A 22,513-nucleotide genomic window follows, 5' to 3' on the forward strand; every position below is an offset into this window, starting at 1 on the left:
TCAGGAAGCCGAACCGCCGATTGGGGTAACCACCTTGCGTTTCATCTGGATCTCATGGACGGTTTCGACTTGTTCCTGGGACACCTGAACGCCAGTCAATTCACCGATCAGACGCCAGTGATCATCAAGACCTGCGCTGATGGTGGCCATGCGATCGATCATCCGCCGGCCTGCCGAACGGGTGACCTCATCTTCACTGCGCATCAGCTCGAACGACATCGATGTCATGGAAGCTGTGAGGTGCGTGAGGGTACGGGCCGTAAGCCCGAGCAGTTCCGTCAGTTGTTTCTCTTTTGAATCCATTCCCCACCTCTTCTGGAGGACATAAGCGGCCTTTATAACTCACGCCAGTGGTTTAGGAAACGTCCGGGTTTGCGCGGCGTGAAGCATGTCGCATAAGGTTTCGCAGCATTTTGAAACTGTTGCAGAATCGGCAGTAATTGCCACCATCAGATGTGCCGGTGTACAACCTCCGCCCTGCCAACCGTTCAGCGATGGCTAAATGCCTTAGTTGTGTACGCAACTGTAGCAGTTTGATACATGAAAAGCGTCTTGAACACGCCATTTTCAAGCTACCGAACGTCTGGCGGATGTTTTCAGCTACGCCGGGCCTTGGCACGAGGCGACATTTTCTTATACCCTCGCGCCTTCCCTATTCGTCGCCCCGTGCGGCTTTCGCCGCAGGTCTCGCCCGTTTTTCCGATAAAACCCGGCATTGAGGATCTGCGGTCTGTTGCAGACAAGGTAGTTAATGATGATCACCAGGCACTTTCTCTCGATGATGGATTACACGCCAGATGAGCTGGGCGCCGTAATCCGTCGAGGCATTGAGCTGAAGGACCTGCGAAATCGCGGCGTGCTCTTCGAGCCGCTCAGAGGCCGCGTGCTGGCCATGATCTTCGAGAAATCTTCGACTCGTACTCGAGTCTCCTTCGAAGCGGGCATGATTCAGCTCGGTGGCCAGGCCATTTTTCTGTCTCCTCGCGACACTCAATTGGGCCGTGGCGAACCCATTGCCGACGGCGCGCGCGTCATGTCGCGCATGGTCGATGCGGTGATGATCCGCACCTTCGCCCACAGCAACCTGATCGAATTCGCCGCCAACTCCCGCGTGCCTGTGATCAACGGCCTGTCCGACGACCTGCACCCGTGCCAGTTGCTGGCTGATATGCAGACCTTTCTTGAGCATCGCGGCTCGATCAAAGGCAAGACCGTGGCCTGGATTGGCGACGGCAACAACATGTGCAACAGCTATATAGAGGCGGCGATCCAGTTCGACTTCCAGCTGCGCGTCGCCTGCCCTGAAGGCTACGAGCCGAGCCCGCAATTCATGGCCCTTGCCGGTGATCGCATGACGCTGACCCGGGACCCGCGCGAAGCGGTCAAGGGCGCACACCTGATCAGCACCGACGTCTGGACCTCCATGGGCCAGGAAGAAGAAACCGCCAAGCGCATCGCGCTGTTCAAGCCGTTCCAGGTCACCCGCGAGCTGCTCGATCTGGCGGCCGATGACGTGCTGTTCATGCACTGCCTGCCCGCCCACCGTGGCGAGGAAATCAGCGAAGACCTGCTCGACGACGTTCGCTCGGTTGCCTGGGATCAGGCTGAAAACCGCCTGCACGCGCAGAAGGCCCTGCTCGAATTCCTCGTGGCACCGGCCTATCAACCTGCTTGAGTGACCCCATGCTGCTGAAACTGCGTGAACTGGCTTGCGGCTATCAGGACCAACGCGTGGTGCAGAACCTCAACCTGCACCTCAACGCCGGCGACATCGGTTGCCTGCTGGGCTCCTCGGGCTGCGGCAAGACCACCACGCTGCGTGCCATTGCCGGTTTCGAGCCGGTGCACGCAGGCGAGATCGTGCTTGCGGGCGAGGTGATTTCAAAGCCTGGCTTCACCCTCGCCCCCGAGAAACGCCGCATCGGCATGGTATTTCAGGATTACGCGCTGTTCCCGCACCTGACCGTTGCCGAGAACATCGCCTTCGGCATCCGCAACCATCCGCGCCTGAGCCAGGTGGTCGAAGAAATGCTGGAGCTGGTCAATCTCGGCGCGCTGGGCAAGCGTCATCCCCACGAACTCTCCGGCGGGCAGCAACAACGTGTCGCCCTCGCCCGAGCCTTGGCGCCCGAGCCACAATTGCTGCTGCTCGACGAACCCTTTTCCAATCTCGATGGCGAGCTGCGTCGGCGCCTGAGCCATGAAGTGCGCGACATCCTCAAGGCCCGTGGCACCAGTGCGATTCTGGTGACGCACGATCAGGAAGAGGCCTTCGCAGTGAGCGACCATGTGGGGGTTTTCAAGGAAGGTCGTCTTGAGCAATGGGATACGCCCTACAACCTGTATCACGAACCGGCTACACCTTACGTCGCCAGCTTTGTCGGAAAGGGTTACTTCATTCGCGGGCAATTGATCGATGCGCAATCGGTACAAACCGAACTCGGCGTGCTGCGTGGCAATCGTGCGTATGCGGGTGTCAATGGCGCGCCGATGGATGTGCTGCTGCGTCCTGATGACATCATTCATGCGCCCGACAGCCCGCTAAAAGCCCGCGTCACTAGCAAGACGTTTCAAGGCGCCGCCACGCTGTATCGCCTGCAGCTGCGCACTGGCACCCAGCTGGAAGCCCTGTTCCCCAGCCACGCTGATTGGCGCGCCGGGGACGAAGTCGGGATCCGTGTGGCGGCCGAGCATCTGGTGTTGTTCCCGGCGGTCGGCAGTGTTCCAGTGCATCAGGACGTTGCGGTCTGACTCACCCCAGTGTCAACGTCCCGCTCGCCACCAGCGTCGCATACCCACCGATCTTCACCCGATCACCTTCCAGACGGCAGAACAACTCCCCGCCCCGAGCCGAGCTCTGGTGAGCGTTCAGGCTGAATTTGTTCAGCCGCGCGGACCAGTAAGGAATCAGGCTGCAATGGGTCGCGCCGGTCACCGGGTCTTCAGGAATGCCGATGGCCGGTGCGAAATAGCGGGAAACGAAATCGTAGCGCTCGCCGTCGCCCTTGGCAGTCACGATCACCCCCGGCCACGGCAGGCGGGCAATCGCGGCCAGGTCAGGTTTGCAGTCGCGCACGGCCTGTTCGGACTCCAGCACCACCAACAATTCTGCCGACCCCAGCACGTCTACGACTTCTGTGTTCAGCGCGCGCTCGATGTCGACCGTAACGCCCACCTCGCTGGGTGGCATGGCCGGAAAGTCCAGCAGCAGGCGACCGTTTTCCCGGGTCACGCTCAATGAACCTGATTTGCTGATGAACGGGATGGTGTCGGACGTTTCCCCATACTTTTCCAGCAGCACGTGGGCCGTGGCCAGCGTCGCGTGCCCGCACAGCGGGACTTCGTGGGTGGGAGTGAACCAACGGATATGCCAGCCCTGCGTCTCACGCACCACGAAGGCGGTTTCTGACAAATTGTGTTCCGTGGCGATGCGCTGCATCAGTTCATCCGCCAGCCAGGCATCGAGGCGGTAGACCATCGCCGGGTTGCCCGCGAACGGCCGGTCACTGAAGGCGTCGACCTGATGAAATTCAAGCTGCATGGAAAGCATCCCCAATCCTTTATTATTTGACAGCCCTGCCTTTATAAAAGACCGCTGCAGGGCACAGACATTTCTGACGATGCATCCGGATCATTCACGCCCAATCTGCGCAAACGTCGCACTGGTGTGTTGTGCTAGTACCTCGGCCGACAGCTCAACCTCAAGCCCGCGTCGACCAGCGCTGACAAAAATTGTCGCGAACGGTTGAGCGGAAGTATCAATGAACGTTCTCAGCCTTTTCTTCTGCCCCAGCGGGCTGATGCCCCCGAGCAGGTAGCCCGTGGCGCGTTGCGCAGCAGCAGGGTCGGCCATTTCTGCTTTCTTCGCCCCTGCGGCATGGGCCAGGGCCTTGAGGTCCAGTGACCCCACCACCGGCACGACGGCCACCAGCAACTCGCCTTTTTCAGTACTGGCCAGCAAGGTCTTGAATACCTGCGCGGGCTGTAGATTCAGCTTTTCGGCGGCCTCCAGGCCATAGGAGGCAGCCTTGGGGTCGTGCTCATAGCTGTGTATCCGGTGTTCGGCGCGAACCTTTTTCAGTAAATCCAATGCGGGGGTCATGCAGCACTCCAGACGACCAGGGTGTTTCGTGTTGGCTGCCGTTACTTTAGGCCATCCGTCATCGAAACGCCTCTGCTACGCAGGCTGGGTGAAAAGAAAATCCGCGACATTCGCCAATCCTCGGCACATTCGTTTCCGGCCTTTGACAATGTTCGTTTACGTCTATATTTTTTCGAATACGAATATTCAGCTGCCAACGGCCCAGCACCTGAGCACTTCACGGGTTTTCCCACGTAAACTGATGGCCATTCCCGGACTTCCGCTTTATCACCAGGCAATCGACATGACCGACAACGACAACAAGAACTACATCATCGCCCTCGATCAAGGAACCACCAGCTCGCGGGCGATCATCTTCGATCGTGACGCCAACGTGGTGAGTACTGCCCAGAGCGAATTCGTTCAGCATTACCCGCAGCCTGGCTGGGTCGAGCACGACCCGATGGAAATCTTCGCCACTCAAACCGCTTGCATGACCAAAGTGCTGGCCCAGGCCAATCTGCATCACAACCAGATCGCCGCCATCGGCATCACCAACCAGCGTGAAACTACGGTGGTGTGGGAGAAGGACAGCGGGCGCCCGATCTACAACGCCGTGGTCTGGCAATGCCGCCGCAGCACCGAGATCTGTCAGCAGCTCAAGCGCGACGGTCTTGAGAACTACATCAAGGAGACCACGGGTCTGGTCATCGACCCGTATTTTTCCGGCAGCAAGCTGAAGTGGATTCTCGATCACGTCGAAGGCAGTCGCGAACGCGCCCGCCGTGGCGAGTTGCTGTTCGGCACCGTCGACAGCTGGCTGATCTGGAAATTTACCGGCGGCAAGGTTCACGTCACCGATTACACCAACGCCTCGCGCACCATGATGTTCAACATCCACACCCTGGACTGGGATCAGCGAATGCTGGACGTGCTCGACGTACCCCGGGAGATGCTTCCGCAGGTCAAATCGTCATCTGAAGTCTACGGCCACAGCAAAAGCGGCATCGCCATCGCTGGCATCGCGGGCGACCAGCAATCGGCGCTGTTCGGTCAGATGTGCGTCGAACCCGGCCAAGCCAAAAACACCTACGGCACTGGCTGCTTCCTGTTGATGAACACCGGCAAGAAGGCGGTGAAGTCCAATCACGGCCTGCTCACCACCATCGGCTGCGGCCCTCGTGGCGAAGTCGCCTATGCCCTGGAAGGCGCAGTGTTCAATGGCGGCTCGACGGTGCAGTGGCTGCGTGACGAGTTGAAAATCGTCAACGACTCCATGGACACCGAATACTTCGCGACCAAAGTCAAAAACAGCAACGGCGTGTACCTGGTGCCGGCCTTCACCGGCCTCGGCGCGCCCTACTGGGACCCCTACGCCCGTGGTGCGCTGTTCGGCCTGACACGGGGCGTGAAGGTCGATCACATCATTCGCGCCGCGCTGGAATCCATCGCCTACCAGACCCGCGACGTGCTCGACGCCATGCAGCAGGACGCAGGCGAACCGCTCAAGGCCCTGCGCGTGGACGGCGGCGCGGTGGCCAACAACTTCCTGATGCAGTTCCAGGCCGACATCCTCGGCACGCCAGTCGAACGTCCAAAAATGCGCGAGACCACGGCGTTGGGCGCAGCCTATCTGGCCGGCCTGGCCATCGGTTTCTGGAGCGGGCTGGAAGAGCTGAAGGACAAAGCGGTGATCGAGCGCAAATTCGAGCCGCAATGCGACGAAGCCGAAAAAGAAAAGCTGTATGCGGGCTGGCGCAAGGCAGTCGAGCGCACGCGGGACTGGGAGCCTCACGAAGACGCGGAGTAATAAGCCACACCGCGATCCGACGGGTTGCCTGGTTTCACTGTGGGAGCGAATTCATTCGCGATGCTGTGGTACATCCGACATCTCTCTATCGAATGTACTGGCCTCTCGCGAATGAATTCGCTCCCACAGGTTTTGATCACCTTGATCTTTGCGATTCTTTTTCAGGCTGACAGGTAATGGCTGCCTGCGGCATCATGGGCGCCATTGCCCGAAGGAAGAAAAATGAATCTGCCACCCCGTCAACAGCAGATCCTCGAGCTGGTCCGTGAGCGCGGCTACGTCAGCATCGAAGAAATGGCCCAATTGTTCGTCGTGACCCCGCAAACCATCCGGCGCGACATCAACCAGCTGGCGGAGATGAACCTGCTGCGTCGCTATCACGGCGGCGCGGCCTACGATTCCAGCATCGAAAACACCGCGTACGCCATGCGTGCCGATCAGATGCGCGACGAGAAACAGCGCATCGCCGAGGCCATCGCCGCACAGATCCCCGATCACGCGTCGTTGTTCATCAATATCGGCACCACCACCGAATCCATCGCCCGCGCGCTGCTCAACCACAACCACCTGAAGATCATCACCAATAACCTGCATGTGGCGTCGATCCTCAGCGGCAAGGACGACTTCGAGGTTCAGTTGGCCGGTGGCAACGTGCGCCGTGACGGTGGCGTGGTGGGTCAGGCGAGCGTCGACTTCATTACCCAGTTCAAGGTCGATTTCGCCTTGGTCGGCATCAGCGGCATCGACGAAGACGGCAGCCTGCTGGACTTCGATTATCAGGAAGTGCGCGTCTCCCAGGCGATCATCGCCAACGCACGGCAAGTGATTCTGGCCGCCGACTCCAGCAAGTTCGGTCGTAACGCCATGGTGCGTCTGGGCCCGATCACCCTGATCGATTGCCTGGTGACCGATCAGGCCCCGGTGCCGGCATTGGCGCAATTGCTGGCGCATAACAAGATCCGGCTGGAAGTGGTTTAAGCCCCCTTTCTTCATTACGCCGCATGCCCCCCTGTGGAAGCGAATTTATTCGCGAGAGGCCGGTACATTCGGTAAATCATCATCGGATGTACAACCACATCGCGAATGAATTCGCTCCCACAAGGGAACCAAGCTCGACGACAACACGCGTTTGTCGCTTCCCTACGATGTTCGCTTTTGTTCTTTTCCTGTCGCTTCAATCAGTATTTTCAATCATTACCGAGTGGTGAGGTGCGCCTTATTGCGTTACTATTTTCGGAAATGAACTCAAATGTTCGATTTCGCCAAAAGCGAACATGGTCGAATTTACCGACAGGAGGCCCCGATGGCCCATTCCACCTTGCCTACCCCACCCCTTTCCGAGGTCTATGACATTGCCGTGATTGGCGGTGGCATCAATGGCGTCGGGATCGCGGCGGACGCATCAGGGCGCGGTCTGTCGGTGTTCCTATGTGAAAAGGACGACCTGGCCAGCCACACCTCATCGGCCAGCAGCAAGCTGATCCACGGCGGCCTGCGCTACCTTGAACATTACGAATTCCGCCTGGTGCGCGAGGCACTGGCCGAACGCGAAGTGCTGCTGGAAAAAGCCCCGCACATCGTCAAGCCCATGCGTTTCGTGCTGCCTCATCGCCCGCACCTGCGTCCGGCCTGGATGATCCGCGCGGGCCTGTTCCTTTATGACCACCTCGGCAAACGCGAGAAACTGCCTGCATCGAAAAACCTGCGCTTCGGCGCCGACAGCCCGCTGAACAGTTCCATCACCCGCGGTTTCGAATATTCAGATTGCTGGGTCGATGACGCGCGTCTGGTGGTGCTCAATGCCATGGCTGCACGGGAAAAAGGCGCGCACATTCACACCCAAACCCGCTGCCTCAGCGCTCGCCGCAGCAATGGCTCGTGGCACCTGAACATGGAGCGAGCCGACGGCAGCCTGTTTTCCATACGTGCCAAGGCACTGGTGAACGCAGCCGGCCCTTGGGTCGCCAAGTTCATTCGTGAAGACCTGAAGCTGGAATCGCAATACGGTATCCGTTTGATTCAGGGCAGCCACCTGATCGTGCCAAAACTGTACGAAGGCGAAAACGCGTTCATCCTGCAGAACGAAGATCAGCGCATTGTCTTCGCCATTCCGTATCTGGAACGTTTCACCATCATCGGCACCACCGACCGCGAATACACGGGCGACCCGGCCAAGGTGGCGATCACTGAAGGCGAAACCGATTACCTGCTGAAGATTGTCAACGAACACTTCAAGAAGCAGCTCAGCCGCGATGACATCATTCGTACCTACTCGGGTGTGCGCCCGCTGTGTAACGACGAGTCCGACAACCCGTCGGCGATCACCCGCGACTACACCCTGTCGCTGTCGGGGAGCGCTGAAGAGGCGCCGATCCTATCGGTTTTCGGCGGCAAGCTGACCACCTACCGCAAGCTGGCCGAATCGGCGATGCAGCAACTGGCGCCCTTCTTCACCCAGATGCGTCCGAGCTGGACCGCCAAATCGAGCCTGCCTGGCGGCGAGAACATGACCACTCCGGCCGCGCTGGTCGCCGAGCTGCAACAGCGCTTTGCCTGGCTGCCTGCCGAGATCGCCAAGCGCTGGGCGATTACCTATGGCTCGCGCAGCTGGCGCATTGTCGAGGGTGCGCAAGGGCTGGCGGATATGGGCGAACATCTGGGTGGTGGGTTGTACAGCCGTGAAGTGGATTACCTGTGCAACGAGGAATGGGCGAGCAAGGCTGAAGACATTCTGTGGCGCCGGACCAAGCTCGGCCTGTTCACTACAGCGCAAGAGCAGCAGAACGTGCAGGCGTATCTCGATAAAGTCGCCCGGAGCAAAGGGGCCATCGAAGCCGCTTGATTTCCCAGCGACACCACCGGATCCACTGACACCCCCCGCTCCCCCTGTGGGAGCGAATTCATTCGCGATGGGCTGGTAAATCTGGCAGTTATGCATTGGATGTGTTGGCCTTTCGCGAATGAATTCGCTCCTACAGATGTTTAGCGTTTTTGCTGATAGATCGTCATCGCCCCTGCATTCGGATTTCCGAACACCCCTGCCCCGCCTATTCGGCATTCCGTACGGCCCCTCCTTTCCCAGCCAGACAAAACGAATTAAATCTCCCGTATTTTCAACAAGTTATGCACTGTCACGTGCTTGGCATGACTCATGCTCTACACTCAATCACGATTGCTCCGATGTAGCGTGCCGCCTGGTTGGGCCGCCGTTGTAGCGTTCTGAAACGATAGGGCCGACCCAACACCGGACCCATAAGAAAAACAAAGTCGAGGATTAACAGATGCGTATCGTTCCCCACATTCTGGGCGTGGCCATTGCAGCAGCCGCTTTGATCAGCACCCCAGTGTCCGCCGCCGAACTCACCGGCACTCTGAAGAAAATCAACGATTCGGGCACCATAACCCTGGGCCACCGCGACTCGTCGATTCCGTTCTCCTACATCGCGGACGCTTCCGGCAAACCGGTCGGCTACTCCCACGATATTCAGCTGGCCATCGTTGAAGCCATCAAGAAAGACCTGAACAAGCCAGACCTGAAGGTCAACTACAACCTGGTCACCTCGCAAACCCGCATCCCGCTGGTTCAGAACGGTACCGTCGACGTTGAGTGTGGTTCGACCACCAACAACGCCGAGCGCGCACAGCAAGTCGACTTCTCGGTCGGCATTTTCGAAATCGGTACCAAATTGCTGACCAAGGTCGGCTCCCCCTACAACGATTTCGACGACCTCAAAGGCAAGAACGTCGTGACCACCGCTGGCACCACGTCCGAGCGCATCATCAAGGCGATGAATGCCGACAAGCAGATGGGCATGAACGTCATCTCCGCCAAAGACCACGGCGAGTCCTTCCAGATGCTGGAATCGGGCCGCGCTGTTGCTTTCATGATGGACGACGCACTGTTGGCAGGCGAAATGGCCAAGGCCAAGAAGCCGGCCGACTGGCACGTGACCGGCACTCCGCAATCCTATGAAATCTACGGCTGCATGGTTCGCAAAGACGACCCTGCATTCAAGAAAGCCGTGGACGACGCGATTGTCGGTCTCTACAAATCGGGCAAGATCAACAAGATCTACGACAAGTGGTTCACCCAGCCAATTCCTCCAAAAGGCCTGAACCTGAGCTTCCCGATGAGCGAAGAGCTCAAGAAGCTGATCGCCAACCCGAACGACAAGCCAGCGCCGGACAAGAAGGCTTAAGCCCTTCGCTCCGTTATCACAAAAAGATAAGCCTGATTCCCGAAGACGCCCGGCGTCTTCGGGAGCCGCTGCCCTGGGCATGCGTGCATAACGATCGATCAGAGGGGAGACCCTGATGAATTACAACTGGGACTGGAGCGTATTCTTCAAGTCCACCGGCGTCGGCAGCGAGACCTATCTGGACTGGTATGTATCCGGTCTGGGCTGGACCATAGGCATCTCCATCGTCGCCTGGATCATCGCGTTAATCCTGGGCTCGGTCCTGGGTGTCATGCGCACGGTGCCCAACCGCATCGTGTCGACCATCGCCACGGTCTACGTGGAAATTTTCCGTAATGTGCCACTGCTGGTGCAGCTGTTCATCTGGTACTTCCTGGTGCCGGACCTGCTGCCCGAAAACCTGCAGGAGTGGTACAAGCAGGACCTGAACCCGACCACCTCGGCTTTCCTGAGCGTTGTCGTGTGCCTGGGTCTGTTCACCGCCGCGCGGGTTTGCGAACAAGTGCGTACGGGTATCCAGGCGTTGCCTCGCGGCCAGGAATCCGCCGCACGCGCCATGGGTTTCAAACTGCCGCAGATCTACTGGAACGTGCTGCTGCCGCAGGCTTACCGGATCATCATTCCGCCGCTCACCTCCGAATTCCTCAACGTGTTCAAGAACTCGTCGGTGGCCTCGTTGATCGGTCTGATGGAATTGCTGGCCCAGACCAAACAGACCGCCGAGTTTTCCGCGAACCTGTTTGAAGCCTTCACCCTCGCCACGCTGATCTACTTCACGCTGAACATGAGCCTGATGCTGCTCATGCGTCTGGTCGAGAAGAAAGTCGCCGTGCCGGGCCTGATCTCCGTGGGAGGTAAATAATGGACTTCTCTGGAATCATTCCGGCCATTCCGGGCATGTGGAACGGCATGCTCATGACCCTCAAGCTGATGGCCATGGGCGTGGTCGGCGGTATCGTGCTGGGTACCGTGCTGGCTCTGATGCGCCTGTCTCACAACAAGGTGATGTCCCGCGTCGCTGGCGCCTACGTCAACTATTTCCGTTCGATCCCGCTGCTGCTGGTCATCACCTGGTTCTACCTGGCGGTGCCGTTCGTGCTGCGCTGGATCACCGGGCAAGACACCCCGGTCGGTGCGTTCACCTCCTGCGTCGTGGCCTTCATGATGTTCGAGGCGGCGTACTTCTGCGAAATCGTGCGTGCCGGTGTGCAGTCGATCTCACGTGGCCAGATGGGCGCCGCGCAAGCGCTGGGCATGACGTACGGCCAGATGATGCGCTTGATCATCCTGCCGCAAGCCTTCCGCAAGATGACCCCGCTGTTGCTGCAACAGAGCATCATTCTGTTCCAGGACACCTCGCTGGTTTACACGGTCGGTCTGGTGGACTTCCTTAACTCGGCCCGCTCCAGCGGCGACATCATCGGGCGCTCCAATGAATTCCTGATCGTCGCGGGTCTGGTGTACTTCACGATCAGCTTCGCGGCCTCGCGTCTGGTCAAGCTCATGCAAAAAAGGTTAGCCGTATGATTTCCATCAAAAATATCAACAAGTGGTATGGGGACTTCCAGGTGCTGACCGATTGCAGCACCGAGGTCAAAAAAGGCGAAGTGATCGTCGTGTGCGGGCCGTCTGGTTCGGGCAAGTCGACCCTGATCAAGTGCGTCAACGCGCTGGAGCCATTCCAGAAAGGCGACATCGTGGTCGATGGCACCTCGATTGCCGACCCCAAGACCAACCTGCCGAAACTGCGCTCGCGCGTGGGCATGGTGTTCCAGCATTTCGAGTTGTTCCCGCACCTGACCATCACCGAAAACCTGACCATCGCGCAGATCAAGGTGCTGGGCCGCAGCAAGGAAGAAGCCACCAAGAAAGGCCTGGCGTTGCTTGAGCGCGTAGGCTTGTCCGCTCACGCTCACAAGCATCCGGGCCAGTTGTCCGGCGGTCAGCAGCAGCGGGTGGCGATTGCCCGTGCGCTGGCGATGGACCCGGTGGTGATGCTGTTCGACGAACCGACTTCCGCGCTCGACCCTGAGATGGTCAACGAAGTGCTCGACGTGATGGTCCAACTCGCCCACGAAGGCATGACCATGATGTGCGTGACCCACGAAATGGGCTTTGCCCGCAAAGTGGCCGACCGCGTGATCTTCATGGACAAGGGCCAGATCATCGAAGACTGCGTCAAGGAAGAGTTCTTCGGCGACGTCAGCGCCCGCTCGGAACGCGCTCAGCACTTCCTGAACAAAATCCTGCAGCACTAACCCGATCTGCCTCACGAGGGCAAAGCCCCAAAAGGGCAAAAAAACCGCTGGCTGTCTGTGTCGCTATCAATGACACGGGCAGCTGGTCGGTCCAGGACGACTGTGATGAAATGCGATCCACCTCTTAGCGCGCCGCCATCACTTGCCGTGAAACCCCGCCTGATACGCCACCTGTTTCTGCCGCCGCTGATCATCCTGCTGATGATTGTGCTCGGCTACGTCACCTACCTGTACAGCGAAAAGAACGGCATCAAGGCCCTTGGCGAAAACGGCGAGCGGCAACTCGAACTGCATGCCCGCACCGTCGAGAGCGAAATCAACAAGTACAACTATCTGCCCAGCGTGCTGGAGCTCGAATCCAATGTCTCCGAGCTGCTCAATGACCCTTCGCCGGAGCTGCGCAGCAAGGTCAATGACTACCTCGAAGGCCTGAACCGCCGTAGCCGCAGTCGCGCGATTTATGTGCTCGACACCACCGGCCGCGTGCTCGCCACCAGCAACTGGCGCGATGCCGACAGTTATCTGGGCGAAGACCTCTCCTTCCGTGCTTACTTTCAGGACGCCATTCGCGGGCTTCCGGGACGCTTTTACGGCATCGGCAGCACCACTGGCGAGCCGGGTTATTACCTGGCCCACGGGCTGGAAGAGAAAGGCAAAATCATTGGCGTGGCCGTGATCAAGGTGCGCCTCGAAGCACTGGAAGAGCGCTGGCAACGAGCGCGTCTGGAAGCCTTCGTCAGCGACGAGAACGGCATCATCATTCTCTCCAGCGACCCGGCACGACGCCTGAAATCGGTTCGCCCGCTCACCCCGCAGATCAAGGAGCGCCTGGCCCGCAGCCTGCAATATTACTGGTGGCCGCTCAACGAGCTGGTGCCGCTGGAGCGCGAGCTGATTGCCGATGGGGTGGAGAAACTGACCTTCCCCGCCAACGTCAGCGTCGATCACGACCACACGGTGGTCAGCTACCTCGCGCAGACCCGCGACCTCGCCGACACGCCCTGGCACTTGACCCTGCTCACCCCTCTTGAAGACTTGCGTCGCGAAGCGGCCAATCAGGGCATGCTGGTGGCCGTGGCCTGTGCCCTGGCGATCTTTCTGCTGATTGCCTGGAACGAGCGGCGCAAGGTCATCTCGACCCGTCTGGCCGCGCGCGAAGCGCTGGAAGCGGCCAACAACGAACTCGAACGCCGGATTACCGAACGCACCGCCGACCTGCGCGCCAGCAACGAACGTCTCAAAGGGCAGATTCGCGAGCGGCGTCAGGCCGAGGAGACACTGCGTCAGGCCCAGGACGAGCTGGTCCAGGCCGGTAAACTTGCCGCCATTGGGCAGATGTCTACCAGCATCGCCCACGAACTCAATCAGCCGCTCGCAGCCTTGCGCACGCTTTCGGGTAATACCGTGCGCTTCATCGAACGTGGCGCGCTGGACACCGCGAGCACCAACCTGCGCACGATCAACGATCTGGTCGACCGCATGGGCCGCATCACCGCCAGCCTGCGCGCCTTTGCCCGACGTGGCGAAGACAAGGGTCAGGCGTCGCTGAGCAAAGCCGTGGATGCCGCGTTGCAATTGCTCGCCGGGCGTCTGGAGAACAGCGCGCTGGACCTGCATCAGGCGTTCGACGACGTGGAGCTTGCGATCGATCAGACCCGCCTGGAGCAGATTCTGGTCAACCTGATCGGCAATGCGCTGGACGCCATGCAGGCGCAGCCGCTGCCGGTGTTGTGGTTGCAGGGCGATGTCTTCGAAGGCCGCTACCGCCTGCGGGTGCGCGACAACGGCCATGGCATCGACGCCGAAGCGCGCAAGCATTTGTTCGAACCGTTTTTCACCACCAAACCGGGGGAGCAAGGGTTGGGATTGGGCCTGACCTTGTCCGCCAGCCTCGCAGCCGCCGCCGGCGGCAGTCTGAACGCCGAAGATCCGGCCGAAGGCGGCACGATGTTTGTGTTGGTTTTGCCGTTGGTCGATCGTGGGGCAGCGAACGCATGAAGCACCTTTCAGACATTATCGTCGTCCAGAGAATTTTCGCGGATGAATCCACTCCCACAGGAGAATGCGTTCTATCTGTGGGAGCGAATTCATTCGCGATGAAGGCGACGCTGACGCATTGGACTTGCACATGAACACTGAACTGACCGTCCTCATCGTCGAAGATGACCCGCACGTCCTGCTCGGCTGCCAGCAGGCGCTGGCGCTGGAGGACATTCACAGCCAGGGTGTGGGCAGTGCCGAGGAGGCGCTGGCGATGGTGGGCGACAATTTCGCCGGCATCGTCATCAGCGACATTCGCCTGCCGGGGATCGACGGCCTGGAATTGCTCAAGCGCCTGAAGGCGCGCGATCGCACGCTGCCAGTGGTGCTGATCACCGGCCACGGCGATGTGTCGATGGCCGTGGGTGCCATGCGCGACGGTGCCTATGACTTCATGGAAAAACCCTTCTCTCCCGAGCGTCTGGTGGACGTCGCACGACGCGCCCTGGAGCAACGCGGGCTGGCACGGGAAGTCTGGTCGCTGCGCAGGCAACTGGCTGAACGCGATTCGCTGGAAGGCAAGATCATCGGTCGCTCGCCCGCCATGCAGAGCCTGCGTGCGCTGATCGCCAACGTCGCCGACACCTCGGCCAACGTGCTGATCGAAGGTGAAACCGGCACCGGCAAAGAGCTGGTTGCGCGCTGCCTGCATGACTTCAGTCGTCGCCACGCCCATCAGTTCGTCGCGCTCAACTGCGGTGGGTTGCCGGAGAACCTGTTCGAAAGCGAGATTTTCGGCCACGAAGCCAATGCCTTTACCGGCGCGGGCAAGCGGCGCATCGGCAAGATCGAGCACGCCCATAACGGCACGCTGTTTCTCGATGAAGTGGAAAGCATGCCGATCAACCTGCAAATCAAGCTGCTGCGGGTGTTGCAGGAACGCACGCTGGAGCGGCTGGGCTCGAACCAGAGCGTGGCGGTGGATTGTCGGGTGATCGCGGCGACCAAGGCCGACCTCAACGACCTGAGCCGCGCCAATCAGTTTCGCAGCGACCTCTACTACCGCCTCAACGTCGTGACCCTCGAACTGCCGCCGCTGCGCGAACGTCGCGAAGACATCCTGCAGCTGTTCGAGCATTTCCTGCAGTTGTCGTCCCTGCGTTTCGATCGCGAGCCGCCACAACTGGACGCGCAAACGATGTCGTCTCTGATGAGCCACGACTGGCCCGGCAACGTGCGTGAACTGCGCAACGTCGCAGAACGCTATGCACTGGGTTTACCTGCTTTCAAGAAGACGGGCGTAGCGGCGTTGAGCCAGAGCCTGGGGTTTTCCGAGGCCGTGGAAGCTTTCGAGAAAAACCTGCTCAGCGAGGCGTTGCAGCGCAGCGGCGGCAACCTCAGCCAGGCCAGCCAGGAACTGGGCATGGCCAAGACCACGCTGTTCGACAAGGTGAAGAAATACGGGTTGGGCTGAGCACCGCTCAGCCCCCGTTGCTGACCTTGATCAGCTCGTCGACCTCAGCCGCCACAGGCGCCGTCGCTGGCCCCCAACGGGTGACGGCGATCGCCGCTGCGGCATTGGCCCGCAAGGCCGCCTGATCCGCCGACAGCCCTGCTGCCAACCCGGCCAACAACACGCCGGCATGGGCATCGCCTGCGCCGTTGGTATCGATGGCCGTCACCGGAAAACCGCGCACATGGCGGGCGTGTTTGCCCTGACGCATCCAGCAGCCCTGTGGGCCGTCGCGCACGACAATCAGCGCGTCGTCGTTGAGCCACTGCGCGAGTTTCTCGAGAGCATCGGCAATCGCCTCGCAGCCGGTAAATCGCAGCGCTTCTTCGCAGTTGCTGGTCCACAACGTGATCAGCGGCAAGACCGCTTGCATCTCGGCGCCGTCCGGGGAGTTCACCAGTGGGCCCGGATCGAACACCACCGCCGCGCCTTTGGGCAACGCCCCCAGCCAGTCCAGCAGCGCCGGCACTTTGTACGTGTGCAACAGGCTGTAGCCGCTGACGAACACGTAGTCCTGCGGCCCCACGCTAACGCTGTGCAGATCCTCCGCGGACAGCCCGCCCTCGGCGCCCACATAGGAAATGAACGAACGCTCCGCCGACGGCTCGATCAGCGCCACCGAAAGGCCGGTGTCCTGATCGCTTGACGCGGCCGTGGCGATTTCGATGCCTTCAGCGGTCATCGCCTGACGCGCCAGATCACCAAAACGCCCCTGCCCGTGACGCCCGAGATAGAGCGTTTGCAGGCCATTACGGCAGGCAGCGGCCATCACGTTGAAACCACCACCCGTCTCGAACGCCGCCGAGCGGGCGAGCACATCGCCTCCCGAACGGGGCAGCGCATCAAGGGCCATGACCAGGTCAACCACGACCTGGCCGGTGTAAAGCAATCTAGCGGGCATGAGCGGCCTCTTCAGTGACGAGGCGGCGGTCCCGGGAACCGCCGAGAATGGCGTACAGGCCGCCGGCGACCACGAAGGTCACGATCCAGCCCAAGCCGTTATGGCCGAACCAGGAATCGGAAAGAAAACCTTTGAACAGCACGTTTTCTGGCGTCGTCGCGACGGTGGTAAAGCTGAACCCAAGCACGATCGCCAGCGCCCATGCACCCAGCGCGCGCCATTCCACGCCGCCGCTGTACCAATAGGCGCTTCGGGGCGAGACGTCCATCAAGTCCTTGGCCGAGTACACGTGGCGATGAATCAGGTCGACCACGAAGATCCCGACCCATGCGGTGATCGGCACGGCCAGCATCGAAATGAAGGTGATGAACGGGCCGTAGAAACTGTCGGCGATCAGCATGAAATAAATGGAGCCAGCGAAGATCGCCACGATGTCGACGATTACTGCATGCACGCGCTTGATCTTCAGGCCCAGGGTCAGCGTGGTCAGGCCCGCCGAGTACACCGACAGATTGTTCGACAGCAGCAGGCCGCCGAACGCGGTGATCAGGTAAGGCACGGCCATCCAGGTCGGCAGCAGCTCGCGAATGGCGATAATCGGGTCGGTGGCCGAGGCCAGATGATCGTTGCCCACCGACAGCAGGCCGCCAAGGGTGATCAACAGCACCAGCGGAATCCCCGCGCCGAACGCTGCAGAGGCAACAAGCCGTGTGGCCTTGACGCTGGCGTGCTGATAGCGCGACATGTCAGCCCCGGCGTTGGCCCAGCCGATACCGGTGCCCGCCGCCATAGTGCCGACGCCGATGATCATCGCGCTAAGCGGCGCAGGCGTGGCGGCGAAAACGGCGTTCCAGTCAATGTGAGCAATGAGGAAGCCGCCGACCACGATATTCAGCGCGCCGAAGATGTAGGTTGCCCATTTCTGGATCACCAGCAACGTGGCGTGGCCGAGGCCAGAAACGGTGAGGGTCATGAGCACGAAAACGGCGATGAACAGCAGGGTCAGGCCCGGTGAGTTTTTCGCCTCAACCGCTGTGCCGAACAGAATCGAGCACAGCGACAGCAATACGAAAGCGGCCGTGGTGGTGTTGACCGTTTCCCAACCCAGGCGGGACATCAGCGAAACGATGGTAGGACCGATGTTGCCACGTACGCCGAAAATGGCGCGAGAGAGCGTCAGACTTGGCGCACGGCCACGACGGCCGGCGATGGAAATCACGCCCACGACAGCAAAAGAACCCGCCGCGCCGAGGATCGCCACGATGATGGCCTGGCCGATCGACAGCCCGCGAAACGCCACAAGGGTTGCGCCCAGCGGCAAGCCGAGAATGCTGATGTTGGCCGCAAACCAGACCCAGAACAGCTGCAGCGGATGGCCGTTGCACTCGTTTTCCGGAACCGGCTCGATGCCGCGTGTTTCAAGCTGTCCTGCGCCGTGACTGGCGTTGGATGACGTCATGTAAATGCTCCTGTTGCCGTTTGTTCTGGTTGTGGGCAGTACGTAAAGCAAATGACGTCCGTGTCGGGTGAGGCGCCCGCTGCCGATCAGAGCGCGAGCCAACCCCGGATCGCCGTCGCATCGAGGGCGATGTGTGTCTTATTCGAATCCGTTGTCGTGGCGTCGGTCAGACCGCGCGCAAGGAAAGCAAATGTTCGACCAAGGGCGCCAGGTCCAGCCCGTTGACGTCCTTGACCTGCGCGATCAGCTCGCGGGGCCAGGCCGTCATGCCTTCGCAGGCACCCAGCATCGCGCCAAGAATCGCCGCGATGGTGTCGGTGTCGCCACCCAGGCTCGCTGCCATGCACAGCGCATCGAACGCGGCGAGCTGGCCTGAAGCGACCTGATGAGCGAGGGCGAATGCCGCAATCACCGATTCCTGCGACGCCACCGAAGTGCCGATCACGTCGTAGATCAGCGCCGGCAATTGCTCGTTGGACACATCGGCGCAGAGCTGCCGGGCCCAGACGATGCGCGCCGAGATGCGTCCGCCAGCGATCCAGTGGCCATGGCTTTCAGCGCATTTGGCGACCTGTGCGCCGATGTCCAGTGCATGGCCCAGGCTGGCCCCGTTGATACCCGCCGAGACCACCGCCGCCACCGCCGCCGCGCTGGAAATCCCGAGGGTCGTGTTATGCGTCACCTGACAGGCCTGCATCACCGATTCGACGAACTGCTGCTCGTCGCTTACATCCGATGCGATGCCCACCGGCGTGATGCGCATGGCCGCGCCGTTGGTGGTGCCAAAGCGCCCGGCCTCTTCGGGGCTGTGGCCTGCCAGAATCATTTCGATGGCGCGCTTGGTCGACGGGCCAAGCAGATCCTGCGAGCCCTTGGCCTGCATTACCACCTCCCAATCAATCAGGCTTTGCGCCAGGTCCGACGGGTCGATGCGCCCTGCTCCGGCCACCAATAATTCGGCGACCAGAACGGCCTGTTCGGTGTCATCGGTGATGGAACCTGCAGCCATGTTCGGGGCGATGGGCTGATCGGCGTCGGCGGCGGTCAACGTGGTGATGCGACCAAACCGTCGCTTGATCTGTTCGCGACTCAGCGATTGCGTGGGCATCCCCAGCGCGTCGCCCAGCGCCAGGCCGTAGAAAGCGGCCAGGGCGCGGTCGCGAATGTCGATCAATGCGGTCATGTAGTCGATCCAAATGCCAGATGCAGACGAAAATGCACGGGGTCCAGAAGACTCTCCACGTGCTCCATGAAGCGCTCGCGGCGGTCGAACGTGGTTCGCGTCGCCTTGAGAAATACAGTGCCGGGCTCACGCAACATCAGCGCGGCGTCGTCGTTGTTCAGCGGTTGCGCGCCGATCCACTGATCGCCGCGATCCCCCACATAGCCATGGGCGGCCATGGTCACGGTCAGCGAGTCGTCGATCAGGCCGTCGCGCGGCAGGTTTTCCAGGCCGTCCACGGCAGGAATCAACACCCGCTCCAGCGATACCACGTTGCCATCGGCGGCTGTGCGGCGGCGGTCCAGGGCGATGAAATCCGCCGTACCGAACCGGCTGGCCAGATCAGGCCGCTGTACCGCAACCAGTCGCAGGATTTCAGTCCTGACACGTGCGCCGGTGTCAGCCAGTGCCTGCGCCCAACCGGCGCGCTGGTCCAGCGAAATGCCGTCGTACGTCACGATCGAGCCGACGCCGGTCTGGGTCGCGATGTAATTGCGGCGCTTGAGCTCGGACAGCGCTTCACGCAACGTGCCGCGACTGACGTTGAATTCCTGAGCCAGCAGATTCTCGCCCGGCAATAGTTCGCCGGAGCCCATCTGACCGGTTTCAATGCGCCGCGCGAGTTCGTCGACCACGCGTTTTTTCTTATCGAATCGAACCTGTCTAATCATGTACAAATTGATATCCGAAAGGGTTGAGGGGAGCAAGCGATTTTTAAATCGCAATCGAAGATTTGTTACATCTGTTACGTCGCGTTGCGAGCAATCTCAAACCGCCGTGAATGCCGCAGAAACTGTAGCAGCCGAGCAGGCTCGCGGTGTGCCGGGACGTGAGGCATCAATCACTGTGCAGGATTGACCACGCTTGATTGCTCGCTGACGATCTGACGAATGGCACTGACAAACACGTCCACCGGCTGCCCGCCGGATACTGCGTATTGATCGTTGAAGACGATGGTCGGTACCGAACTGACGCCACGGGAGACCCACAGCTGCTCCAGCTCGCGCACCTCGGCGGTGTACTCGCCGGAGCTGAGAACCGCTTCGGCGCGTACGCGATCCAGCCCGACTTTCTGAGCGATGTCGGCCAGAACCTTGTGGGAAGACACATTAGCGTGCTGACTGAAATACGCCGTGAACAGCGCTTCCTTGAGTGGCTGTTGCTTGCCCTCAAGCGCTGCCCAATGCAGCAGACGGTGAGCATCAAAGGTGTTGTAGATACGCCGCTCGCCCTGCTTGAACACAAAGTCCAGTTCCGCGCCGCGTTGACGAATGTTCTCGGCGTTGGCCTGATACTGCTCGCGGGTAGAGCCGTATTTTTCCGCGATGTGCTCGAAAATTTCCTGCCCGTCGGGCCCCATTTTCGGGTTCAGCTCGAATGGCTGAAAGTGGATCTGTGCCTGGACTTCGTCACCCAGATGCTCAAGCGCCTGATCCAGCGCCCGCAGGCCGATGATGCACCAGGGGCAGGAAACGTCGGAGATGAAGTCGATTTTCAGCGGAGTGCTCATGGCAGCCTCTTAACGGCAGTTTCAAGCTACAAGTTTCAAGCTTAAAGTTGATCGAAGGTGCGCCTAGGATCCTCTTGCAGCTTGAGGCTTGCAACTTGGAGCTGCCTTTCTAAAGCTGAGCGATGTGGGAAACATCCTCGCGGTGCTCACGCAAATAAGGCAATACCGCCGCCAGCAACGGCGCCTTGAACGCCTCCTGAAAACGATGGGCCAAGCCCGGTATCAGCTTCAACTGGCTGCCCTGAACGTGCGCTGCGACGTGAATACCGTGCATCACCGGCAGCAGCGGGTCTGCGGTACCGTGCACCACCAGCGTTGGCACGCGCAGGCGGTTCAACAGTTCGACGCGGCTCGGTTCGGCAAGAATCGCCAGAATCTGCCGTTTCACCCCTTCCGGATTGAACGCCCTGTCGTAGGAAATCGCCGCTTGTTGCAGCAGCTTTTGCCGATCGTCCTTGACCTCGGGGCTGCCCAGCGCCGCCAGCAGATCCGCCTGTTGCTCAAGGGCCGTCTGACGGTCAGGAGCCTCGCGACGGGCCAGCAATTGCAGCAACGCCGGGCTTGGCATCGGCAATCCTGGTGCGCCGGAACTGGTCATGATCAGGGTCAGGCTTTCAACGCGTTTGGGCGCCATGTCGGCCAGGTGCTGAGCGATCATCCCGCCCATGCTCGCGCCCAACACGTGAAAGTGCTGAATGTGCATGGCGTCCATCAGCCCCAGCGCGTCCTGGGCCATGTCGGTCAGAGAATACGGCGCCGACACCGGCAGGCCGATCTTGTAGCGCAGCACTTCGTAAGTCAGGTTCGCCGTTGCAGGCGCCTGCACCCAGGTGGACAGACCCACATCGCGGTTGTCGTAGCGAATCACCCGAAAACCTTGCTGGCACAGAGCGACGACGACCTCGTCCGGCCAATGAATCAACTGCCCGCCAAGGCCCATGACCAGCAGCAAGGCAGGGTCGGAATCACGACCGATACTTTGATACGCCAAGTGCACTTCATCGAGTTCGGCCATTTGGGTGGGAACGTTGACATCGCATTGAGAAGCCGCAAGAGACGGCAAGCTGCACAAGAGCCCAGCCAGGAAAAATAGAAACCGCATGGAAAACACCGAAACGCAGAACCCCAGTAGGCCGCGAGTCTGATGAAGTTTCCCCAAGCGCGCTGCCACAGTTGCGTGACATTTTGATGAAGGGGGCTGAGCGGTATGCAGGAGGCGATCAACACTTGGAGAGGGGATTCATTGCGATTGGTCGGTGCATTCGACCCATTTCTTCACCTGTACCAAAGTCTCGCGAATAAATTCGCTCCCACAGTTGAATCCGGGTCTGGCCTTGTACTTCGCAGCGACTGCGGATTTTTGTGGAAGGGGCTTCATAAGCCATTGGTCGGTACATTCGCCACATTTCTGTCGCCTGTACCAAAGTCTCGCGAATAAATTCGCTCCCACAGTTGAATCCGGGTCTGGCCTAGCACTTCGCAGCGACTGCAGATGTTTGTGGAAGGGGCTTCATAAGCCATTGGTCGGTACATTCGCCACATTTCTGTCGCCTGTACCAAAGTCTCGCGAATAAATTCGC

Annotated in this window: 21 protein-coding genes; 11 read left to right on the forward strand and 10 right to left on the reverse strand. The window is 60.2% G+C overall.

Annotated elements, in window-relative coordinates; translation table 11 throughout:
• Positions 1-303, reverse strand: a complete 303-nt coding sequence (gene plzR / locus AC07V9_RS01410; RefSeq protein WP_495013905.1) for a PlzR type 4 pili assembly inhibitor — start codon at positions 301-303, stop codon at positions 1-3.
• 451 nt (positions 304-754) lie between these two features.
• Here plzR and argF point away from each other — a divergent pair, with 451 nt between their 5' ends.
• Both argF and AC07V9_RS01420 read left to right on the forward strand, forming a co-directional pair.
• Complete coding sequence (gene argF, locus AC07V9_RS01415) at positions 755-1,675, forward strand: ornithine carbamoyltransferase (RefSeq protein WP_495013906.1); 921 nt, start codon at positions 755-757, stop codon at positions 1,673-1,675.
• Positions 1,672-2,751 (forward strand): ABC transporter ATP-binding protein, encoded by a 1,080-nt coding sequence (locus AC07V9_RS01420; protein WP_495013907.1) that lies wholly within the window; start codon positions 1,672-1,674, stop codon positions 2,749-2,751. The genes argF and AC07V9_RS01420 overlap by 4 nt, the downstream gene beginning before the upstream one ends.
• Before the next feature lies 1 nt (position 2,752).
• Here AC07V9_RS01420 and AC07V9_RS01425 read toward each other — a convergent pair whose 3' ends face one another.
• Positions 2,753-3,541, reverse strand: a complete 789-nt coding sequence (locus AC07V9_RS01425; protein WP_495013908.1) for a PhzF family phenazine biosynthesis protein — start codon at positions 3,539-3,541, stop codon at positions 2,753-2,755.
• A 90-nt stretch (positions 3,542-3,631) separates the two neighbouring features.
• Entirely contained in the window at positions 3,632-4,102 is a 471-nt protein-coding gene (gene ybaK, locus AC07V9_RS01430; RefSeq protein ID WP_495013909.1) for a Cys-tRNA(Pro) deacylase, read from the reverse strand.
• Between the two features lie 283 nt (positions 4,103-4,385).
• On the opposite strand from ybaK, the gene glpK reads away from it, so the two are divergent.
• The 9 genes from glpK (at position 4,386) to aauR (ending at position 15,802) form a co-directional block, all read left to right on the forward strand.
• On the forward strand, positions 4,386-5,891 hold the full coding sequence (gene glpK, locus AC07V9_RS01435) for a glycerol kinase GlpK (RefSeq protein WP_495013910.1): 1,506 nt from the start codon (positions 4,386-4,388) through the stop codon (positions 5,889-5,891).
• A 222-nt stretch (positions 5,892-6,113) separates the two neighbouring features.
• Entirely contained in the window at positions 6,114-6,869 is a 756-nt protein-coding gene (locus AC07V9_RS01440; RefSeq protein WP_495013911.1) for a DeoR family transcriptional regulator, read from the forward strand.
• Positions 6,870-7,194: 325 nt separating this feature from the next.
• Positions 7,195-8,733: a glycerol-3-phosphate dehydrogenase gene (glpD, locus tag AC07V9_RS01445; protein WP_495013912.1), complete on the forward strand. Its 1,539-nt coding sequence runs from the start codon at positions 7,195-7,197 to the stop codon at positions 8,731-8,733.
• Positions 8,734-9,172: 439 nt separating this feature from the next.
• Entirely contained in the window at positions 9,173-10,090 is a 918-nt protein-coding gene (locus tag AC07V9_RS01450; protein WP_495013913.1) for a glutamate/aspartate ABC transporter substrate-binding protein, read from the forward strand.
• A gap of 115 nt (positions 10,091-10,205) precedes the next feature.
• Positions 10,206-10,952 (forward strand): amino acid ABC transporter permease, encoded by a 747-nt coding sequence (locus tag AC07V9_RS01455; RefSeq protein WP_495013914.1) that lies wholly within the window; start codon positions 10,206-10,208, stop codon positions 10,950-10,952.
• Positions 10,949-11,617 carry an amino acid ABC transporter permease gene (locus tag AC07V9_RS01460; RefSeq protein WP_495014122.1) on the forward strand — a complete coding sequence of 223 codons (669 nt, stop codon included), beginning with the start codon at positions 10,949-10,951 and terminating at the stop codon, positions 11,615-11,617. The genes AC07V9_RS01455 and AC07V9_RS01460 overlap by 4 nt, the downstream gene beginning before the upstream one ends.
• On the forward strand, positions 11,614-12,348 hold the full coding sequence (locus AC07V9_RS01465) for an amino acid ABC transporter ATP-binding protein (RefSeq protein ID WP_296178713.1): 735 nt from the start codon (positions 11,614-11,616) through the stop codon (positions 12,346-12,348). The genes AC07V9_RS01460 and AC07V9_RS01465 overlap by 4 nt, the downstream gene beginning before the upstream one ends.
• A 105-nt stretch (positions 12,349-12,453) precedes the next feature.
• Positions 12,454-14,346, forward strand: coding sequence for a two-component sensor histidine kinase AauS (gene aauS / locus AC07V9_RS01470; RefSeq protein WP_495013915.1), 1,893 nt, complete (start codon positions 12,454-12,456; stop codon positions 14,344-14,346).
• A 130-nt stretch (positions 14,347-14,476) separates the two neighbouring features.
• Positions 14,477-15,802 carry a two-component response regulator AauR gene (aauR, locus tag AC07V9_RS01475; RefSeq protein ID WP_495013916.1) on the forward strand — a complete coding sequence of 442 codons (1,326 nt, stop codon included), beginning with the start codon at positions 14,477-14,479 and terminating at the stop codon, positions 15,800-15,802.
• A gap of 7 nt (positions 15,803-15,809) precedes the next feature.
• Here aauR and AC07V9_RS01480 read toward each other — a convergent pair whose 3' ends face one another.
• The 7 genes from AC07V9_RS01480 to AC07V9_RS01510 all read right to left on the reverse strand — a co-directional run.
• Positions 15,810-16,742: a PfkB family carbohydrate kinase gene (locus AC07V9_RS01480; protein ID WP_495013917.1), complete on the reverse strand. Its 933-nt coding sequence runs from the start codon at positions 16,740-16,742 to the stop codon at positions 15,810-15,812.
• Complete coding sequence (locus AC07V9_RS01485; protein ID WP_495013918.1) at positions 16,732-18,201, reverse strand: purine-cytosine permease family protein; 1,470 nt, start codon at positions 18,199-18,201, stop codon at positions 16,732-16,734. The genes AC07V9_RS01480 and AC07V9_RS01485 overlap by 11 nt, the downstream gene beginning before the upstream one ends.
• Before the next feature lie 166 nt (positions 18,202-18,367).
• Positions 18,368-19,384, reverse strand: coding sequence for an ADP-ribosylglycohydrolase family protein (locus AC07V9_RS01490; RefSeq protein WP_495013919.1), 1,017 nt, complete (start codon positions 19,382-19,384; stop codon positions 18,368-18,370).
• Entirely contained in the window at positions 19,381-20,094 is a 714-nt protein-coding gene (locus AC07V9_RS01495) for a GntR family transcriptional regulator (protein ID WP_495013920.1), read from the reverse strand. Before AC07V9_RS01495 ends, AC07V9_RS01490 begins: the two co-directional genes overlap by 4 nt.
• Positions 20,095-20,264: 170 nt before the next feature.
• Positions 20,265-20,933, reverse strand: coding sequence for a DsbA family oxidoreductase (locus tag AC07V9_RS01500; protein ID WP_495013921.1), 669 nt, complete (start codon positions 20,931-20,933; stop codon positions 20,265-20,267).
• A gap of 109 nt (positions 20,934-21,042) precedes the next feature.
• Positions 21,043-22,035: an alpha/beta fold hydrolase gene (locus tag AC07V9_RS01505; RefSeq protein ID WP_495013922.1), complete on the reverse strand. Its 993-nt coding sequence runs from the start codon at positions 22,033-22,035 to the stop codon at positions 21,043-21,045.
• A gap of 272 nt (positions 22,036-22,307) precedes the next feature.
• On the reverse strand, positions 22,308-22,513 hold a 206-nt coding region (locus AC07V9_RS01510; protein ID WP_495013923.1), incomplete at its 5' end, for a hypothetical protein.

This window comes from Pseudomonas sp. GW821-FHT02A11, from assembly GCF_059421985.1.

Excerpts from the sequence above, each read along its gene's own strand:
- AC07V9_RS01485 (WP_495013918.1), bottom strand. The coding sequence starts at position 18,201 with ATGACGTCATCCAACGCCAGTCACGGCGCAGGACAGCTTGAAACACGC.
- aauS (WP_495013915.1), top strand. The coding sequence starts at position 12,454 with ATGAAATGCGATCCACCTCTTAGCGCGCCGCCATCACTTGCCGTGAAA.
- AC07V9_RS01490 (WP_495013919.1), bottom strand. The coding sequence starts at position 19,384 with ATGACCGCATTGATCGACATTCGCGACCGCGCCCTGGCCGCTTTCTAC.
- aauR (WP_495013916.1), top strand. The coding sequence starts at position 14,477 with ATGAACACTGAACTGACCGTCCTCATCGTCGAAGATGACCCGCACGTC.
- AC07V9_RS01465 (WP_296178713.1), top strand. The coding sequence starts at position 11,614 with ATGATTTCCATCAAAAATATCAACAAGTGGTATGGGGACTTCCAGGTG.
- glpD (WP_495013912.1), top strand. The coding sequence starts at position 7,195 with ATGGCCCATTCCACCTTGCCTACCCCACCCCTTTCCGAGGTCTATGAC.
- AC07V9_RS01440 (WP_495013911.1), top strand. The coding sequence starts at position 6,114 with ATGAATCTGCCACCCCGTCAACAGCAGATCCTCGAGCTGGTCCGTGAG.
- ybaK (WP_495013909.1), bottom strand. The coding sequence starts at position 4,102 with ATGACCCCCGCATTGGATTTACTGAAAAAGGTTCGCGCCGAACACCGG.
- plzR (WP_495013905.1), bottom strand. The coding sequence starts at position 303 with ATGGATTCAAAAGAGAAACAACTGACGGAACTGCTCGGGCTTACGGCC.
- argF (WP_495013906.1), top strand. The coding sequence starts at position 755 with ATGATCACCAGGCACTTTCTCTCGATGATGGATTACACGCCAGATGAG.
- AC07V9_RS01455 (WP_495013914.1), top strand. The coding sequence starts at position 10,206 with ATGAATTACAACTGGGACTGGAGCGTATTCTTCAAGTCCACCGGCGTC.
- AC07V9_RS01450 (WP_495013913.1), top strand. The coding sequence starts at position 9,173 with ATGCGTATCGTTCCCCACATTCTGGGCGTGGCCATTGCAGCAGCCGCT.
- AC07V9_RS01480 (WP_495013917.1), bottom strand. The coding sequence starts at position 16,742 with ATGCCCGCTAGATTGCTTTACACCGGCCAGGTCGTGGTTGACCTGGTC.
- AC07V9_RS01425 (WP_495013908.1), bottom strand. The coding sequence starts at position 3,541 with ATGCAGCTTGAATTTCATCAGGTCGACGCCTTCAGTGACCGGCCGTTC.
- glpK (WP_495013910.1), top strand. The coding sequence starts at position 4,386 with ATGACCGACAACGACAACAAGAACTACATCATCGCCCTCGATCAAGGA.
- AC07V9_RS01495 (WP_495013920.1), bottom strand. The coding sequence starts at position 20,094 with ATGATTAGACAGGTTCGATTCGATAAGAAAAAACGCGTGGTCGACGAA.
- AC07V9_RS01500 (WP_495013921.1), bottom strand. The coding sequence starts at position 20,933 with ATGAGCACTCCGCTGAAAATCGACTTCATCTCCGACGTTTCCTGCCCC.
- AC07V9_RS01505 (WP_495013922.1), bottom strand. The coding sequence starts at position 22,035 with ATGCGGTTTCTATTTTTCCTGGCTGGGCTCTTGTGCAGCTTGCCGTCT.